The organism is Corynebacterium choanae (assembly GCF_003813965.1).
Classification (GTDB): domain Bacteria; phylum Actinomycetota; class Actinomycetes; order Mycobacteriales; family Mycobacteriaceae; genus Corynebacterium; species Corynebacterium choanae.
On sequence record NZ_CP033896.1, the window covers coordinates 1,436,788 to 1,452,624 of the forward strand.

The following is a 15,837-nucleotide window of genomic DNA, read 5'->3' on the forward strand; positions in this document are numbered from 1 at the left end:
GGACGTTAACTTGAGTGCGAGAGCTATACTTACACGTTACGTTGTTGACGATGGGTTAGCTCCAGCACCATCTGTGCTGGAGCAAATGAAAGAATCTACTGATTGAGTTAAGGATTATTCACTATGGCAGATCGCGTATTGCGCGGTAGTCGCATGGGTGCTGTGAGCTACGAAACTGACCGTGACCATGATTTGGCGCCACGGAAGTTCATGAAGTATCGCACGGAAGCAGGCGAAATCTTCGAAGTGCCGTTCGCCCACGAGGCTGAGATTCCTGGCGAGTGGATGTGTAAAAACGGCCAGATGGGTATCCTCGTCGAGGGTGAAGGGACTGAAGCAAAACCGGTAAAACCGCCACGAACCCACTGGGATATGTTGTGTGAACGACGCTCCATGGAAGAGTTGGAAGAACTCTTGGAGGAACGCATCGAGTTACTGCGGAAACGGCGTCGCAACGCTACCCGCTTGCTGAAGCAGCAGCAGGAAGAAGAAGCTGCGAAAAAAGCTGCCGAACAGCAGTAACGGCAACAGCACCAAAAAACTTATAGCGTGAACAACCACTGGGGTCGACACGGAACGTGTCGACCCCAGTGGTTGTTGTGTTGTTGATCAATTTTTTATGTAGCGGGGTGTCTGCTGCACACTGTGGACGTGCTTTGACACCGTGGGTTGGGAAGATACGTTGCCGCTACTGCGCTTTGCGGCGACGCTGACGGCGTTTTTTCGCAACAAACGACGATGCCTCGTGTTTGACCAGGTCAGCACTGACTGCTGTGAATTCTTTCAGCTGCTCGAAGCGATGCTGCAACCCCCACACGGTGACTTCTTTGAGCGATGAGGTGACAAAGGATCCGTCGAGTTTCGATTCGCCATGGACACGCTCAACGAAGGTGATTGGCACTTCACGGACGTCGAATCCGGCAGCTACTGCCTGGCGGGCTAAATCAACCTGGAAAATATAGCCGGCTCGGGAAAGACTATCGAGGTCGATGCTGGCGAGCACTTCGCGACGATAGGCACGATAACCTGCGGTGATGTCGGCAATTTCTGCGCCAAGCATCATACTTGCATAAATATTGCCTGCTTTTGAGAGCAGAAAGCGCTGCTTTGGCCAGTTTCGGACTTGTCCACCGGGCACATAGCGGCTTCCGATCACCACATCGGCTCCTTCCGCGATCCGATGCAGCAATTTGGGGAGTTCTTCTGGGGAGTGGGAGCCGTCCGCATCCATCTCACAGATCACGGCATAGTCACGCGCTAACGCCCACCGAAACCCTGCCACATAGGCGGCACATAGTCCTTCTTTGCCTTGCCGGTGCAAGACATGGACTTGGTCATGCTTGGCTGCATAGTCGTCGGCAAGTTCACCAGTGCCGTCAGGACTATTGTCGTCAACAATCAACACGTCGACATCTGTTGCGGCAAGTACACGATCGAGGAGAGATTCGATGTTGTCGCGTTCATTGTAGGTGGGGATGATCACGCAAGTGGGTGTCACAGAGGTAGCCATGTCCCTATTGTCCCCTACCCTGTGCCGGGTTGCCTAATGCTGTTGTCGCCGATGCTGTCAGCAGGTTTATCCGGCAATGCTGTTTCTCCCGGCGACGGTGCCGTAGCAACTACAGTCAACGGGTTAGTTCTGTGCCCGTTTCCGCCGCTTGGTGCGCACAGGACGAGGACAGCGATGCCAGGCAAATGCTGTAATGCCAAGTGCCCCGGCAACAATGAGCAGTTCAATGGCTTGCCCATAGCGCACCGCGGTGGTGATTTGTGTTGAGAGGCCAACTTCGGCGATAAGATGGCGGGCTTGGAAAATATTCGTCTCCTGCATCACCTCGCCTGTAGGTGACACGATCGCCGACACCCCAGAGGTGGCAGCAATGACCACATATCGGTGTGTTTCAACCGCCCGCAGTCGGCTCATCGCCAACTGTTGATAGGTCATATCGGAAAAGCCGAAGGTGGCATTATTGGTTGGTATTGCCAGGATTTCGGCGCCGCCTTGAATCGCATCAGCAATTGCCTGATCGAACAATACTTCGTAGCAGGTGGCGATACCGATTGCTACCGGGTTGTGTGATAAGGCCTGCTCAACGGTGATCACCCCATTACCGTTGCCGGGTACAAAATCGTTGGCTAAATCCACGAGATCTGTCACATGGCGCAGTAGCTGCCGGTAGGGCATCCATTCGCCAAAGGGCTGTAAATATTTTTTGTCGTGTCGTTGACCTGTGGTGCCATCCGGGTTGATCGCAATCACTGTGTTGTGCGGGCCGGTTTCATCCCGGGTGATCGTACCGACTAGCACAGGAGCCCCAGCATGTTTGGCGCTCGCCACAATGTCGGCAAACGCTTGCTGGTCGGTGAGCGGATTGATATCTGAGGCGTTTTCTGGCCAGAGCACAACATCGACCGGTTGATCGATCCGCATAGTCTCCGTGACATGGTTGGCTAACACGGCACGACGTTGGGTGTTAAAGTCCAGGCCGAGACGTGGCACATTCCCTTGCACGGCAGCGATGGTCATGTTGCCGTTGTCGGCACTAAACCTAGGATTGATGCCGACGGTGACGGCTGCGAGTAGCACCGGAAGCAGCAGATAGCAGATATTGGTGTAAATGCCGCGTTTGGTAAGGGCGAAGAAAAGGTTCGCCAGGGTTGCGCCGATGAGCACGACCATACAACTCACCAGGGCAGGTCCGGCAAGGGTTGCCAGGATCACTAACGGGGATTCAACTTGTCCCCAAGCCAGCCTTCCCCACGCGAATCCGCCGAACGGCCAGCTGGCACGAGCCCATTCCCCGGCCGTCCAGGTGGCAGCCACCCCAAGTGGTGCAAGCAGTCGATGACGGGCAGCAATCCCGGCGAACATGCCGACAATAATGCCGTAGAGCGACTCGGTAACCGCAAGAGCAACAAAGGGCATGGTGCCCACGAGCTCCCCGATCCAGGGCAGTAACAGCAGATACATCACCAGCGACTGCATCACACCGACAGCGGCAAAGATACGCCATCCTGGATAAAGCTGCCCCCACGGCAGCAGCGCGACGGTAAACAGCAGCATGCCCACAATAGCGAACAGCCATTGCCCGGCGGGAGCAAACGCGCCATAACACAACAACCCGGAGGCGGCACTCAACCCCAGCCGGAGACTCCCCTCAGCGAAACCACGCACTTCCAGTGTTCTCTTTCTCGTAGTGAAAATTAGCGCGCCGCATAGGCGATGCTCATCCGGCGTGTTCCCAGCCCGCAGTTTAGTGCTATTGCATGACGGTGTTCGTCGCTGCAAAAAACCACAGCGCGAACCGGCGCAAAAAGACGAGCCTACTTATTGCTGCCAGGAGTGTGACCGCCTGCCTCAGCGCTGCCCGGCTCGTCACCGGTGAAGTCCTCTGGTTGCACCGAGTCGCTAAATTTACGCAGCGCTTCTTCCTCTTCCCGGGTTGGGTGATGTTCCACTGGTTCATCGTGCACGTCGGTGGCTTCCACAGTAAACGTGCCATAGCGGTTAGTGGGTCGACCACTAGTGTTCATCATGCGGGATCGGCTGACGGCACGAACCCCGAATTCGTCGAGTCGCTTGCGCAAGGTGCGAGCAAGACTGCGCCGCACCAGCGCCCGAGTCGGCGGAATAATCAGCAGTAGGCCGGCAACACTAGTCACAAACCCGGGCACCACACAGCCAGCCACACCAACCGTGACCAGACCTGAATCCCCCATCGACCGGCCAGGACTGATCTGACCGGTGCTGGCTTTCTTCGCGATAGCAGTCAGTTCGAAGGAGGCCAGCAGCAATCCGAAGATAAACACCGCACCGAGGGCAACCAGCGCCCAGCCAGTACCGATGAGTTTCGCAACCCCATAAAACGCGAGGGACTCAGCAATGAGATACAAAAGGAAATATACGAAAGGCACAGCTTTGTAGTGTAATGAACAAACCGCGGCAGGCGCGCTCCCCGCGCCCACCGCAGCCAACGTTTGCCTGGCCACCGAACGGTGCAACACTATTGCTGTGGGGTACCGCGATCTTCCAAATCGCCTTCCATCTGCAAATAGGTGTCCCGCAGCAGCTCCAATTCGGCAGGGTCAGGCTGCTCCCACAAGCCGCGTTCAGCAGCTTCTAGTAGCCGTTCGGCAATGTCGCGTAACGCCCACGGATTAGACTGCTGGAAAAATTCCCGGTTGGTGGGGTCTTGCACATATACCTCGGTGAGCGTGGAATACATCCAATCATCCATCAGCCCCGTGGTGGCATCGTAGCCAAAGAGATAGTCGACCGTTGCAGCCATCTCAAAGGCACCTTTGTAGCCGTGACGGCGCATCGCATCAAGCCACCGAGGATTTACCACCCGGGCACGGAATACGCGCCTGGACTCCTCGTGTAACGTGCGGGTTTTCACCGTTTCTTGCCGGCGGGAATCCCCAATATAGGATGCTGGATCCTCCCCAGTGAGAGCCCGCACCGTGGCAATCATGCCGCCGTGATATTGGAAATAGTCGTCGCTGTCGGCAATATCATGCTCAGCGGAATCCATGTTTTTCGCCGCTACCGCGATCCGCCGATATGCCCGTGACATGGCTTCTTCGGCTTTCACCCCGGTGATCCCGCGGCCGTAGGCATAGCCACCCCAGGTGGTGTACACCGCAGCAAGATCCTGGTCAGTACGCCAGTTCCCGGAGTCTAGAAGCTCCAGCAGCCCGGCACCATAGGTGCCCGGCTTAGAACCGAAAATCCGTAGCACATGGCCGTCGCCGTGGGAGGCGTCAGCTGCTGCATGGGCTTTAACATAGTTCATCTCGTCGGGTTCGTCGAGCCCTGCCACCAACTGGACAGCATCATCAAGCAGGGCGAGGACATGCGGGAAGGCGTCCCGGAAAAAACCGGAGATCCGCACCGTCGTATCAATCCGCGGCCGACCTAACTCTTCCAAGTCAATCACTTGCAAATCCACCACTCGGCGGGAGGCTTCATCCCACACCGGTCGCACACCGAGCAGCGCAAACACCTCGGCAATATCGTCGCCGGAAGTGCGCATAGCAGAAGTTCCCCACACACTTAAGCCCACCGATTTTGGATAGGCACCATTGTGGTCGGCTTGATAGCGTTCGATAAGGGAATCCGCCAGCAGCTGACCGGTTTCCCACGCCAGCCTGCTCGGCAATGCTTTCGGATCGACGGAATAAAAATTCCGACCGGTAGGCAGCACGTTAATCAGGCCGCGCATCGGGGAACCAGACGGGCCGGCTTCAATAAATTCGCCTTGTAAAGCGCGCAGAATCTGGGTGATTTCCCGCGGGGTTTGGGTCAGTCGCGGAATGACAGTCGTGGTAGCAAATTCCAGCATGGCCACCACCGCTTCGGGATCTGCTTTTTCTGGCAGAGGGGTCGCGGCAACAACCGATTTCACAGCTGCTGGTTGAAAGTCGTGCTCACTCAGCGCTGTCAGCAAAGCGGTCGCGCAGGCTTCGGCCTCATCGGTTGCTTGGCGTGATTCGCTGCCATCTTCGTGCAACCCTAACGCTTCGCGTAAACCGACCACCTGGGTTTGGCCACCCCACAATTGGCGGGCGCGCAGCATAGCAACGACTAAATCGATGAGCAGCTGGCGTTCGATGGGTTGGCCGAGCACATGCAGCCCCCCACGGATAGCAACATCTTTAATCTCACACAGCCAACCATCGATATGCATGAGCATATCGTCAAAGACATCTTCGGCGGGACGTTCTTCCCAGCCGAGATCTTGATCCATTTTCGCAGCCTGCAGCAATGTCCAAATCTCTTGCCGGATCGCGGGAAGCTTCGCCGGATCCATCGCGGAGATATTTTGGTGTTCGTCGAGCAGCTGCTCGAGACGGGTGATATCACCATAAGATTCGGCGCGTGCCATTGGCGGAATCATATGGTCGATGAGGGTAGCGTGGGCACGTCGCTTCGCTTGCGTGCCTTCGCCTGGATCGTTGACCAAAAATGGGTAAATCAGTGGCAGATCGGCAATGGCCTGATCCGGATAGCAGCTGTGAGAAAGCCCGGCGGTTTTCCCAGGCAACCATTCCATATTGCCGTGTTTGCCCATGTGGACGATAGCGTCGGCGCCAAAATGGTGCCGCAGCCAATAGTAGGTGCCCATATAGTGGTGGTTAGCTGGCAACTCCGGATCGTGATAGATACCGACAGGGTTTTCCCCGAAGCCGCGAGGCGGTTGAATCATGATGACCACATTGCCGAACTGCAGCCCGGCGATATAGATATCACCGGTATCCGGATGGGTGTAATGCGTCCCTGGGGCAGCTCCCCATTGGGCTTCCATCTCCTCCTGCATTGCTGCAGGGAGCGTGCGGAAATAGTGCAAATAGTCCGCTTTGCTCAACCGGAGCGGATTCGTGGCGAGAACCTCATCGGTTAACCATTCGGGATCATAGCCGCCAGCATCGATGATGGCGTGCATGAGTGCATCGCCGTCGCCGGTGTCGTAGCCAGGAATTTGACTGGTTTCCCCAAGATCGTAGCCGGCATCTGCCAGCGCATGCAGCAGCGCCAACGTTGATGCTGGGGTATCCAACCCGACCGCATTCCCGATGCGGGCATGCTTCGTCGGATATGCCGACAGCATAATGACCAGTTTTTTCTTCTCGGCAGGACTATGCGCCAACCGGGCATGCCGCACCGCAATCGCAGCCAGCCGCGCGCACCGTTCCGCATCCGGAACATAAGAGATAAGACCCTGGTCGTCATATTCTTTAAACGAAAACGGCACCGTAATCAGGCGGCCGTCAAATTCGGGAACAGCAATCTGGGTAGCAACATCAAGCGGTGACAGTCCGTCATCGCTGGCCTCCCAGGTTGCCCGCGGTGAGGTGAGGGCAAGACCCTGCAAAATTGGCACATTAAGCCCTGCGAGCTGCTCGACATTCCAAGCCTCATCGTCGCCGCCGGCTGATGCGGAAGCAGGGGTAGTTCCACCAGCAGCAAGCACCGTGGTAATGATGGCATCCATGTGCCCAAGTTCTTCGATTAATGCCGCCTCTGGTTGCCGCAACGACGCTGAATAAATCGCAACAGCATGACCGCCGGCGGCATCAATCGCATCCGCGAGCGCATGCACATACTCGGTATTACCGGCAATATGTTGCGCCCGATAATAGATAACCGCCACCTTCGGAGCACCTGGTTGCGCCTGCGAGCTGCGCTGGAGAACACCCCACAAAGGCAGCCGCTGCGGCGGCTGGAACCCCAAACCGGTCAGCAGCACCGTATCGGAGACAAACCGGTACAGCTGCACAAAATTCTCCCGGCCACCTTCGGCCATATAGGTGTGCACTTCTGTGGCTGTACCAGCAGCAACCGTCGACAACTCTGTTAATTCGGCATCGACCGCAAGCTCCCCGGAAACGAAAATCAGCGGCAGCGTCGACTTGCGTAAATAATCCACCCCATCTTCCCACGCCCGACGCCCACCAAGCAGACGACAAATCACCACACTGGCCCCATCGATGAGCGCATCAATCTGCGCGTGACTTAGCCCATTTGGGTTAGCGAAACGAAATGAGACATCCGCAGCTTCGTTGGCTGCTTTCGCACTCAACAGATCAGTATCGGAAGTGGAGAGAACAACAATGACAGACACGCGGCAGCTACGCCTTTCCTTGGGGGCAACAAACAGTGGCAATTTTTTTTACCAGCAACCCGCTGAACAACACCCGATCACTCAGACAGCTTGCCGGTATCGCAAACTGCGCCCATTGTAGCCGACCCTAACCGGATTGCTTTACGGTGGAAAACAACCGGCGCAAAAACCAGCCCCCCAAGGTGCGTTGCACCAGTGCCCGTACACCAGCCCAGCTCTCCACAAGCCCAAATCCCCCAGTAATCAGCCGTCACCTCGCCTACTGCACCTCACCACCGATCGGGGCGGTGCGGCCACCGATCCAACTCGGCAAACAACCAATCAATCAAATCCGGCATCGCTAAAAAATACGGCAAAAAATGATTCGAACCGGTCTGGAAAGGAAAACGCACCAGCGGGTGCTCAGTAAACGCCACCGGTGCGCCGCCTTCCCGCCACTTCCGATGCAACCGGTGCACCTGCGCTGCCGGAATCACATCGTCATGCACAGCAGTAACCACATGACAAGGCCACCTAGGGCTCGCCGATGCCAACGCCAGCGACGCCAACGCTTCCCGCACCACCGGCAACACCATCGCTAACTCTGCAAGGCTCTCCCCTGTCGTCGTCCACGATGTGGTCGAACGCCACCCCGACTGAAACACCGTGCCGGTAGCACACGTCGACATCAACTGTCGCAACGCCTGCAAACCAGTAGGTGAAAGCTTCGGTAACAACACCGCCCGCACCGCATCATTGGTAACAATGAGCTGCGCCATGCAATAAACCAGCACACCACTGATCCCCCCACCATCAATATGTTGGGCAACCTCGAGTAAATCCACCGGTGGTGCAGCCACCACTGCCGCAGCAATATGCAGATTCTCGGCAATCTCTGGATGCTCACACACCCAACCGACAGCCCCACCACCCTGGCTAAACCCCCACAAACCAACCGGCGCGGCAGCTGAAACACCCAGCTCGTTACAGGCCACAATCGCATCAATTAACGCATGTCCCGCCGCCGCATGATTCCCATACAGTTGAATACCAGTAGCCGGATCGCGCGGATAATCAATACACACCACATCAGCGCCCTGCTGCAGGCAAGCAAGCAGCGCCGGCAACTCATAGGCGACCACCGCATCCCCCGGACTTTGTGCCAACCGCACACCCACCTGCGCTGAACGAGACGGATCACAATGCGGTGCAACCCCTTGCGTCGACGGCGCAATGCCCACCACCGGCCGCAGCCGGCCAACGGCCGGCTTAGCATGCATGATCACCATAGCCGCCGCCGGGACCAACTGCCCGTCACCGGTGACAGTCACATAGCTCAAACGTTTCGCCACAGTCGACTGCAGCACTGTCGAAGCCCCTAATACACGCACCGGCTCTGCCCCAAGCAGCATCCCCGGTCGTGCATCTTCCGGCAACGCCGGCAACGGTGCCGTAAGATCTGCCACCCCAAAAATTTCCGCCAACTCAGCCGGTGACAGTGCCGCCGCCGACCGTGCATCAAACGGCCCAAACCCCCATCCAGCGCCAACACCACTTTGAGATTTCTCACAGTCCTGGTCGAGCCCGACAACCGCCGCACCCCACCGTTTCACCCGCTGCAGCGGATGCGACTGGCTGTGCAACACACTGGCACTCACCGACTCTTTTACGATCTCAGCGAAAAAATCATAAGCCACCGGCACCCCAATCTCAGTCCAATAGCGCATAAGGCGCGCCGGGGCAGTAATTGTCCGTAGTTGGGGCGGCCGAGGCAGTGGGATTCGTCGCAAAGCGGGTTCCTTTCCGTGGGAAGGTGACTACACTTAGCCAACCGTGACCGACAATACGTGTTCTTCAGCAGCGAGCAGCATTAAAGAGTCTTTCGCCCTGGGTGATCGTCAGCGAAGCGACGCCTGTCCTGGGGTGCGTGCCATGCATGAGGCAACCGACGGCTATATCGGCCGTATGCGGTTTGCTGGCGGCCATGTGACCGCCGACCAATGGCGCAACCTTGCCCAGCTTGCCACAACCTTCGGCGACGGTGATATTCACCTGACCACCCGCGGAAACATTCAGATTCGTGGAATCAGCAGCGCTGACCAAACGGGATTCGCCGAGCAGGTTGTGCACTATGCGATGAGCCCGTCCCTGGCACACGACCGGATGCGCAACATTATTTGTTCACCGCGGACACCGTGGCTGCATCCGCTAGCCCATGCACTTGACGATGCGCTGCTGGCCACACCGGCTACGGCAACATTGGCGGGACGCACCTTATTCGCACTCGACGACGGACGCGGAGACATGCTGCACCGCACCCCGGACATGGCAGCGATCGCCACCACAGCACTTGTCAATGCTGACAGCTGGCGAGACACCGAATTTCGGATTGTGCTCGGTGGAAACCTTACCGATTACATCGCCACTGGGGAAGAAATCCCTCAGGTAATCACCGCAGTCGCCACCCGGTGGGCTGCTATCCGGGATGCACTGTGGCGTATCGGCGAAGACACCAGCGGCGAGAAATATCAACAGCTCGTCGAAGTAGTCGCCGATCATGCAGCAACCACCACCAAAGCAATCGGCAACGACCACCAATGGGCAAACGCAACCGACGCGAACACCCCGAGTCGGGAAAACGACATTATTGACCGGTTCGTCGGTTGGCATGATGAACCCGATGGCACGGTCACCCTTGGCGCGGGTCTTCCCTTCGGTAAGTTGACAGCCACCGCCGCGGAGCTCCTTGCAACCGCAGAATGCACCACCACAGCAACCTGCTGGCACACAGTCATGCTCTACGGGTTAGATGAGGCTGTTGCTGAAGCAGTTGTGAAAGCCGGCAGTCTGCACGGACTGGTGTTTGACCGCCACTCCCCGCGTCTGTCGATCACCGCTTGTACGGGTTTGCCCGGCTGTGAAAAGTCGCTGTCAGATGTGCGACGAGACGCCATTACCCTCATGCAACAAGGGGATCCTGGCGAATATCCTGTGCATTTCTCAGGATGCCAACGACGGTGCGGTCATCCTGCCGGTAAATATGTTGACTATTTAGCAACCAGTGACGGTGAATATGAGGTCACCGAACCTGCACCGCAGTAGTCTGACAACAGCAACACTGCGACCAGACCTCCTGAGATTGGCAGTCGCGCAACGGTAGGCTCAATAACGCGACCATACCGGGAGGAAGGTTCCGCAAAGAATGCGAACATCCGCTAAGAGGGCCTTCCGGTTCTGCTCCCATTTCCTTCCGTCTCTTGCCCGAATAGGCCGATTTAGACGCTTCGTCCACTATCAAGGAACACCGATTACACGATGACAACCCGTCCTGGACATTACGAATACATCACCGACGGCAACGAGATTTACCGGCAATCCTTTGCCACAATCCGGGCAGAAACCGATCTTTCCCACCTCAGCGACGATGAGGCGACGGTGGCGGTGCGAATGATTCACGCCGCCGGTCAAACGTCGCTTATCGACGACATCGAATTCTCGCCGCACTGTGTGACAAAAGCGCGGGCAGCCCTCGACGCTGGTGCCCCAATCATCACCGACGTCACCATGGTTGCCACTGGTATTACCGCCTCTCGACTACCAGGAAACAACGCGGTGATGTGTCTGCTTGGCCACGAAAATACCCGTGACCTGGCCGCGAAGCTTGCAACCACCCGTTCTGCTGCAGCAGTAGAGCTTTGGCGCGAACACTGCGCCAATGCAGTCATCGCGATTGGAAATGCCCCAACCGCGCTCTTCCATCTGCTGCAAAAACTCGCCGATGATCCGGACTATCCGCGACCGGCTGCGATTATCGGCTGCCCGGTCGGATTTATCGGCGCAGCAGAATCCAAACAAGCGTTAAGTCAGGATGCAGCAGCCCTCGGCGTAGAATTTGTGACCGTGCACGGTAGGCGCGGCGGCTCGGCAATCACCTCTGCGGCGGTGAACGCCTTAGCGAACCGTCGTGAAATCATGCCTCGATAACATTTCACTGCCGCATACTTTGCAGCCTGTTCGGCTGATTTATCCTCCACGCAATCGGCTCGTGCACCCCACCACCGGCGCATCCTGCAACCCATGGCTACCTGGAGTATCCGATGAACACCCCCCAGTCTGATCAACAACTACCAGCAGGCACCCTCTACGGCATCGGTGTAGGTCCTGGTAGCAAGCAATATCTCACCGTCGCCGCTATCGATGCGCTGCAATCGGCGGATGTCATCGCCTACCACTGCAAACATGCAGGATCTTCCGCTGCGTTTCGCGTGGTTGAAGACTATGTTGACGCCCATCAGATGATTGAAGAGCTGGTGTATCCGGTCACTTCCGGCAACACGGACCACCCTGGTGGCTATGCCGGGGCGATGGCTGATTTTTATCGGGATGCAGTTACCAGGCTTTCCGCTCATTTGCAGGCAGGTCGTAGTGTTGCGGTCATCGCTTTAGGTGACCCCATGTTGCATTCCTCCCAGCAGCATCTCTTCCGGGAACTGCGGGATGTGGCCGCAAAGACCACCATTATTCCCGGTATTTCTTCAGTTTCTGCGGCTTGTGCATTAACCGAGCAGCCGCTGGCAGAGGATCACCAAATCGCTTCGATTATCCCCGCTACCTGCCCTTATGATCGGCTCGTTGCCGCCCTTGGTGCTTGTGACACTGCGGTGGTTATTAAACTCGGGCGCACCTTTGACAAGGTGCGTGCCGCCGCGGAAGAAGCGGGTGTACTGCACCGGGCAACGGTAGTCACCAGGATCGGAATGTCCGGTCAGCGGCTGATTCCATTAGCGACAGCGACCAGTGACGATGCCCCCTATTTCTCAGTGGTACAAATCCATGCGGCGGAACAGTACACCGATGCGCAAGGGAAACCGGATTCGCAAGATGTTGATCGTGCCCGGAAATTCGCGGCGGACAATGACCACACTGACGCCACCAATACTGGCGGTGTGGTGGTAGTCGGTTTAGGTCCTGGCAATCCGCAATGGACCACCCCGGAAACATCTGCGGCCTTAGCTGAAGCCGACACCATCATCGGCTACGACACCTATGTGCGGCGAGTGCAATTACGACCAGGGCAGCGTGCACTTCCGTCAGACAACATGGTGGAAATTGAACGCGCTGTCATGGCATTGGATTTCGCCAAACAGGGACACCGAGTGGCCGTGGTCTCCAGCGGTGATCCAGGTGTTTTCGCGATGGCGACTGCGGTGATGGAAGCTGCGGATGATCCAGCGTTTGCGGAGGTGCCAGTAACAGTGTTGCCTGGTATGACAGCAGCGCAAGCTGTGGCTTCCCGGGTTGGTGCACCACTTGGTCACGATTTTGGGATGATCTCTTTATCGAACCGGCTCAAGCCGTGGAGTATTATCGCCCGTCGAATCCACGCTTTGGCTGGTGCCGATATGGCGTTTGCAGTCTATAATCCCGCCTCGAAAACGCGTCGTGAACAGCTGGTGGAGATGTTTGCAATTGTGTCGGAATATCGCAGTGGTGATACTCCGGTGATTATTGCTCGCGCTGTGGGAAGCGACAGTGAACAGGTAACTGTCACAACGTTGGCCAAGGTTGATCCGTCGATTGTCGATATGCGCACAATGGTTATTGTTGGTGCGTCGACTACCACCAGCTATGAGACCGCTTTTGGTACGCGTGTGTACACCAGTCGTTCCTATCCGAGTTAGATTTCTACCGTCACCTATACGGGATTTGTTTTCGCAGCGTCGCTCCCCCATCTGGTCTGCTACACTGCATCATGCCTGGATACCTGTGGCAAATTAGTATTACTGTGACTTATGTGATTGCTGGTGTATCAGATGCTGGCAGCGTTCACCAGTTGGCATGGCAATGGCTTACCTGCATTGACGGTGTAAGCTAAAAGCTTGAAATTGGGAACCTTCCAACACCTGCTGGAATGTAACACTGGGCAAACAGTTTTCGACACATCAGCAGAACCAACTCAACGATTGCTGTTTTTACCTCTTCACGCTGTGAATGACTTGGACAAAAGGATGCGACTTATGAACTTCTCCCGCCGCTTGCCTCGTTATCTGGTGACCGCTGCAACAGCGGCCAGCCTCGTCTTCGGCGCTGTCGCACCGGCGACCGCCGACACGGCCGAAAAAAATCCGGGTCTTTCTGCCGAAGTTCCAGTAACGGTCGTTACCAAAGATGAAAACGGCAAGCCGAAACAAGAAGAACTCACTCTCCCTGGCTACACACAGCTTTCCGACCGGGTTGGATCCTCTGAACTGCAGGATTGGTACAACGCTTCCCCGTCTTGGGCACAAACCCTGCTCGGCGTGTTAGCTGTGCTCGCAGCGCTCGATATTGTCGGCACCCTGCTTGGACCTGTACGCTCGATGATCTTCAACGTTATTCGGGATGCAAATATCCCACTGCCTGTGCCACCACGACCCTAACCATGACAGCTGCGCGACAACTGAGCAGCAGGGCAAACCAGCAGTAACGAGCGGCCACAACATCAGCCATTGTTCGACCGCAACTGGAAACCAAGTAAAGACAAACCAAACCCCAGAGCGGTTCGATGCAGTAGTCATCCAATCACCCTGGGGTTTGTCGTGGGCGGTCCTACAACCGTTTGATCAGTTTCCACGCTTCCTCTGGAGTTGTAGCTGCAAAAATATTCGATTGCTGCGGTAACGGTGGACGCTCAATCATCACCACGGCCACACCTAAATGCCGCGCAGCATCAAGTTTTGCCGCAGTCATGGTGCCGCCAGAGTTCTTAGTCACTAGCGCATCAATCTGGTTGCCTTTCATCAGCCGAATCTCGTCATCCAACTGAAACGGGCCGCGGTCAAGAATAATCCGATGACGCGCCGGCAATGGTTTACTGGGCTGTTCCACACAGCGAATCACATACAAATTGTCTGGATCACCGGCAAACTCGGCAACATGCTGGCGGCCAATCGTCAACAGAATATGGTGATATTCCCGTGCCACCAGCCTCGCCGCATCCGCAAATGACGCAACCGAGATCCATCGATCTTTTGCACCTGGCTCCCAAGCAGGACGGTGTAACGCAATCAACGGCACATCGGTGACTAGCGTAGCCTGCGCAGCAGACGCCGAAATACGTTCCGCAAACGGATGCGTCGCATCGATGACAATGTCGATTTCGTGTTGTAGCAGCCACTGCGCTAACCCGGCAGGGCCACCGAATCCACCAATCCGCACTGCACCTACGGGTAGTTTCGGATTGCGGACTCGTCCCGCCAATGAGCTGGTGACGTCATAGCCTCGTGTAGTTAACAGGGAGGCAAGCTCGCGGGCTTCTCCCGTACCGCCCAAAATTAGCGCACGCACGGGATCGTCCTTCCATGCTCGTCACGGGGTCGCCCATCCGAATACAGGTAAGAATCAGGAAAACCGTCAGCGGCAAGCACTTCACCCACAAAGATGACCGCTGTGCGAGTGATCCCTGATTCGGCAAGTGCGGCAGCGAGATGATCAAGCCGGGTGCGAACCAGTTGCTCCTCTTGTCGGCTGGCGTACGCAACAATCGCCACAGGGGTCTGCGGAGGCAGATGGGTCAGCAGTTCCTGTTGCACCCGCTGCCCATCGTGAGCCGCTAAATGAATCGCCATCGTGGCACCAAGAGCGGCAAAGTTTTCCAGGGTTTCCCGTTCCGGCATGGCACTCGCCCGCCCCGAGATCCGGGTAATCACCAAAGACTGTCCCACCGTTGGCACCGTGAGCTCGTGGCCAAGAGCCGCGGCAGCGGCAGCATAAGCGGGCACCCCAGGGACAATCTCGTAGGGAATCTCGAGTGCGACAAGGCGGCGGGCTTGTTCAGCAAGCGCCGAATAGATTGATGGATCACCTGACTGTAACCGTGCCACATCGTGACCGGCAGCATGTGCCTGCGCAATATGGTCGATGATGGTGTCTAATGGCATTCGCGCAGTATTGATAAGCGTTGCATCACTCCGACAATCTTCAAGCACCGCATCTGGCACGATCGACCCTGCATAAAGCACGGTTTGGCAGGTGGTGATAAGTCGATGGGCACGAAGCGTCAACAGATCAGGGGCGCCCGGGCCGGCGCCGATAAAGTACACAGTCACGGTATTGGTGAAATTCTTTCGTCAGGATGGTTGAAATCGTGGGAAGCGTCGCAAGAGTTATGCTCCTGCTAGCAAGTCTAGATTCAGTGATCTTCACCGCGTCGCTGGATCGCCGCAACCAGTGCAAAACATTACCCAACCTTGCA

The 15,837-nt window shown here is 56.7% G+C and carries 12 protein-coding genes; 5 read left to right on the forward strand and 7 right to left on the reverse strand.

Translation table 11 applies throughout. From position 1 onward, the window contains the following. Positions 1–123: 123 nt before the first annotated feature. Positions 124–522: an RNA polymerase-binding protein RbpA gene (locus CCHOA_RS05150; RefSeq protein WP_123927761.1), complete on the forward strand. Its 399-nt coding sequence runs from the start codon at positions 124–126 to the stop codon at positions 520–522. A 166-nt stretch (positions 523–688) separates the two neighbouring features. On the opposite strand, the gene CCHOA_RS05155 is transcribed toward CCHOA_RS05150, so the two are convergent. The 5 genes from CCHOA_RS05155 to CCHOA_RS05175 form a co-directional block, all read right to left on the reverse strand. Beyond that, positions 689–1,510, reverse strand: coding sequence for a polyprenol monophosphomannose synthase (locus CCHOA_RS05155; RefSeq protein WP_123927764.1), 822 nt, complete (start codon positions 1,508–1,510; stop codon positions 689–691). A gap of 123 nt (positions 1,511–1,633) precedes the next feature. Beyond that, positions 1,634–3,175, reverse strand: coding sequence for an apolipoprotein N-acyltransferase (lnt, locus tag CCHOA_RS05160; RefSeq protein WP_123927767.1), 1,542 nt, complete (start codon positions 3,173–3,175; stop codon positions 1,634–1,636). A gap of 149 nt (positions 3,176–3,324) precedes the next feature. Beyond that, positions 3,325–3,915, reverse strand: a complete 591-nt coding sequence (locus CCHOA_RS05165) for an FxsA family protein (protein WP_245992203.1) — start codon at positions 3,913–3,915, stop codon at positions 3,325–3,327. A gap of 89 nt (positions 3,916–4,004) precedes the next feature. Then, entirely contained in the window at positions 4,005–7,625 is a 3,621-nt protein-coding gene (cobN, locus tag CCHOA_RS05170) for a cobaltochelatase subunit CobN (RefSeq protein WP_123927771.1), read from the reverse strand. 269 nt (positions 7,626–7,894) lie between these two features. Next, positions 7,895–9,394, reverse strand: a complete 1,500-nt coding sequence (locus tag CCHOA_RS05175) for a lipase family protein (protein WP_123927774.1) — start codon at positions 9,392–9,394, stop codon at positions 7,895–7,897. A 43-nt stretch (positions 9,395–9,437) separates the two neighbouring features. Between CCHOA_RS05175 and CCHOA_RS05180 the strand changes: the two genes are divergently transcribed. The 4 genes from CCHOA_RS05180 (at position 9,438) to CCHOA_RS05195 (ending at position 14,023) form a co-directional block, all read left to right on the forward strand. Further along, positions 9,438–10,706: a precorrin-3B synthase gene (locus tag CCHOA_RS05180; protein WP_123927777.1), complete on the forward strand. Its 1,269-nt coding sequence runs from the start codon at positions 9,438–9,440 to the stop codon at positions 10,704–10,706. 213 nt (positions 10,707–10,919) lie between these two features. Continuing rightward, complete coding sequence (locus tag CCHOA_RS05185) at positions 10,920–11,588, forward strand: precorrin-8X methylmutase (RefSeq protein ID WP_123927780.1); 669 nt, start codon at positions 10,920–10,922, stop codon at positions 11,586–11,588. Positions 11,589–11,701: 113 nt separating this feature from the next. After that, the gene (cobJ, locus tag CCHOA_RS05190) at positions 11,702–13,285 is read left to right on the forward strand and encodes a precorrin-3B C(17)-methyltransferase (protein WP_123927782.1); all 1,584 of its coding nucleotides are present in this window, start codon (positions 11,702–11,704) and stop codon (positions 13,283–13,285) included. 336 nt (positions 13,286–13,621) lie between these two features. Continuing rightward, positions 13,622–14,023, forward strand: coding sequence for a hypothetical protein (locus CCHOA_RS05195; protein ID WP_123927785.1), 402 nt, complete (start codon positions 13,622–13,624; stop codon positions 14,021–14,023). Positions 14,024–14,192: 169 nt separating this feature from the next. On the opposite strand, the gene CCHOA_RS05200 is transcribed toward CCHOA_RS05195, so the two are convergent. After that, complete coding sequence (locus tag CCHOA_RS05200) at positions 14,193–14,930, reverse strand: cobalt-precorrin-6A reductase (protein WP_123927788.1); 738 nt, start codon at positions 14,928–14,930, stop codon at positions 14,193–14,195. Then, a complete protein-coding gene (cobM, locus tag CCHOA_RS05205; RefSeq protein WP_123927791.1) occupies positions 14,918–15,691 on the reverse strand; it encodes a precorrin-4 C(11)-methyltransferase in 774 nt (257 codons plus the stop codon). Before cobM ends, CCHOA_RS05200 begins: the two co-directional genes overlap by 13 nt. Positions 15,692–15,837 lie beyond the last annotated feature (146 nt).